This is a genomic window from Planctomycetia bacterium, from assembly GCA_034440135.1.
Taxonomy (GTDB): Bacteria; Planctomycetota; Planctomycetia; order Pirellulales; family JALHLM01; genus JALHLM01.
On the sequence record JAWXBP010000392.1, the window covers coordinates 1 to 2,653 of the forward strand.

Here is a 2,653-nt window from a genome sequence, read left to right on the forward strand (position 1 = left end):
CCCCAACTCCGAAGCTTATTCAACAGCTAGCCAGTAACCCCAGTAACCAACGAATCCTCCGGCTCCCTCCCCCTCAAGGGGAGGGGACCAGAAGAATGGAAAATGTGCGTAGCTTCGCTGGCTAACAGTTGAATACGCTTTGGAGCCGAGGGGGTAGCGCCACGCAGAAGGACTTTCCTAACAATGTGTTGCTAGGAAAGTTTATTTAGCGGGCCATCAAGACCATGCTTGGCGCGCTTAATTCTACAAATCCTTGCCCTGTTATAGCGCTGCAGCATGATGGGATAGATGTCCCAGATGAGGACGGCGAAGAAGATGGCAATCAGCCAGATATACTCGCTCCGCGAGTAGAGCCAAACCATGATGGCCAGGCCAACGACAAGACTGCACAGGTCACGAATTCATTCCACCTCGTGCGGGCTTCCCATTCGATCGCCGAATTAAAATCTCTTACATTCCTGAAACTTGGATTGGAAAGCCTGCGCCTTTTATTCCAGTAGTCGCCCTGTGTGGCAAATCGCTTGAACCGGCGGATGCCCAATCGTTCGTAGAATCGACCGTCACGCTCAAAGTCCCATAAATCGAAATAGCGTAGGTTTCTCATTTGACTGTTAGGAGATTACCAGGCTTCCAGCGTGGTTCTTATGCCCATCACTATAGCGGTTGGAGTGGAACAATTGCACAAGAACCGGGCCGTCGCGACTCTTCAGTATCGGAACGGCGAAAGCCACGCCGCCGCATTTTCCAAAAACTTACAGCTTGAAATTGGCCACGCAATCTGATAGTGTACAAGTGAATACTTCTCGTTCTTTGGCAACCAAATTTGACGCGGCGGCAAAAAGTCAGCGGCTTGACCTTGCTGGCGCCGGCCAGAGCGCTAAGTTGGCGGGATGTTAACTGTACGCGACCATCGGAGCGGCGATCTGTTCGATCCGTGGGAGTATCTTGGACCGCAGCGACGCCGTCTTTTGTACCAGAGTTGGGCGGGAGTATTCCGCGATTACTTACTCCAGCATCTTCCAGTCAAAGAATTGGCGGCCTGTTTTCGGGACGATTTCGGGCGTCCAAGCAAAGACCTGCACGTCGCGTTGGGCGCTTTGATTTTGCAGCAGTTGCATGATCTAACAGATCAGCAGACGACCGAGGCGGTCGCTCTGAACATCGCGTGGCACTATGCGCTCGACATTCGCCGCGAACCGGACGCCTATCTCTGCGAGCGCACCCTCCGGAATTACCGCTGCAAGATCTTGGAGCTTGGATTGGACGAGGTCCTGTTCCGCACGCTGACCGACAAGCTGATCGCCGCCGTGGGCGTCGATAGCGGCAAGCAGCGTCTGGATTCTACCGCCGTTCGCTCGGCCATTCGCGGTCTGACCCGATTGGGCATTCTTGTCGAAGCAGCCAGCAAGTTTCTGCGAGAGCTGAAGCGGACGTTTTCTGAGCAGTATGCGGCGGTCGATCCCGAAGTTTTACGAAAGTACGTCGAGCGACAAGGCGGCGGTTGCTTTGCCGACACGCGGCCCAGCGAATCGAAGCGGCGTCTGCCGGAAGCGGCCCAGGACGTGTATGCGCTGATTGAGCAGTTTCGCCAAACGGAAGCGTCGACGCTGGAGAGCTTTCAACTGCTCGAGCGTATCTTCCATGAGCAATGCGAGATCTCCGGCGATTCAGATGCGCCGGTCCTCGTGCGGCCGCCGCGCAAGAGCGATTGCGACGGCGTGCTCAGTCCGGCCGATCCTGACGCCCGCTACAACAAGCATCGCGGCGTCGGCTACCTGGTGCAAATCATGGAGACCTTTGCCGAGGATGACTCCCCGGATGACGATTCTTCGCCGTCGAAGCCGGACCTGGTCACGCACGTTGCCGTCGGCAAACTGACGATGCACGATCAGGACGCCTTGGAACCGGCTTTGGTCGACGCCGAGCAACGCGGCTTGAAACCCAGCGAGTTGCTCGCCGACTCGCACTACGGATCGAACGCATGTTTGGCGAAGGGCCGTGAGCGACAGGTGGAGATCATCTCCCCCGCCATGACGGCCAAAGGAAAACGCCAAGGCAAATTCACGTTGGGAGACTTCGAGTTGGACGACCAGGGACGCGTCGTGCGCTGCCCGACCGGGTACGAGCCGGTAGAGACGAGCGTGGCGGACGTACGCCTTCAGGTGCTGTTCGACTCGGCCGCGTGTCACGCGTGCCCGCGGCGAGACGACTGTCCAGCCGCCGCTGTCGGTCGCAGCGAACGTCGCTGGCAATACAATCACGACCGTGTGAAGCAGCGCGAGCGACGGCTCCAGGATGCGAGCGAAGAGTTTCGCCAGCGCTATCGCTGGCGAGCCGGCATTGAAGCGACGATGTCTCGCTTCAAGCATCAGATGGGCATGGCCCGCTTGCGCGTTCGCGGCATGGCGAAAGTAACCTATGCCGCGATGTTGCGCGCAATAGGGCTCAACATCTTCCGCGTGGCGGCATATCGAACAGCCACGCCGAGAACTTGAGTGAGCTAGGGGGCTTTGTCGGTCCAGCCGTCAGAAACCGCGTTGCCCAAGTCGCCCTCGCCCATGGAAGCAACCACGATTTCTCAAGCCCAACCGCCAAGCCTCGAGAACCTGACCGCGACCACAGTCCAATCAACAAGCCTTTTTGCCGCCGCGTC

Annotated in this window: 2 protein-coding genes; both read left to right on the forward strand. The window is 57.8% G+C overall.

What is annotated here, in order from left to right; translation table 11 throughout:
* The first annotated feature begins 224 nt into the window (after positions 1-224).
* Positions 225-500: a hypothetical protein gene (locus SGJ19_23315; protein MDZ4783187.1), complete on the forward strand. Its 276-nt coding sequence runs from the start codon at positions 225-227 to the stop codon at positions 498-500.
* Positions 501-890: 390 nt separating this feature from the next.
* Positions 891-2,495 (forward strand): transposase, encoded by a 1,605-nt coding sequence (locus SGJ19_23320; GenBank protein ID MDZ4783188.1) that lies wholly within the window; start codon positions 891-893, stop codon positions 2,493-2,495.
* The last annotated feature ends 158 nt before the right edge of the window (positions 2,496-2,653 follow it).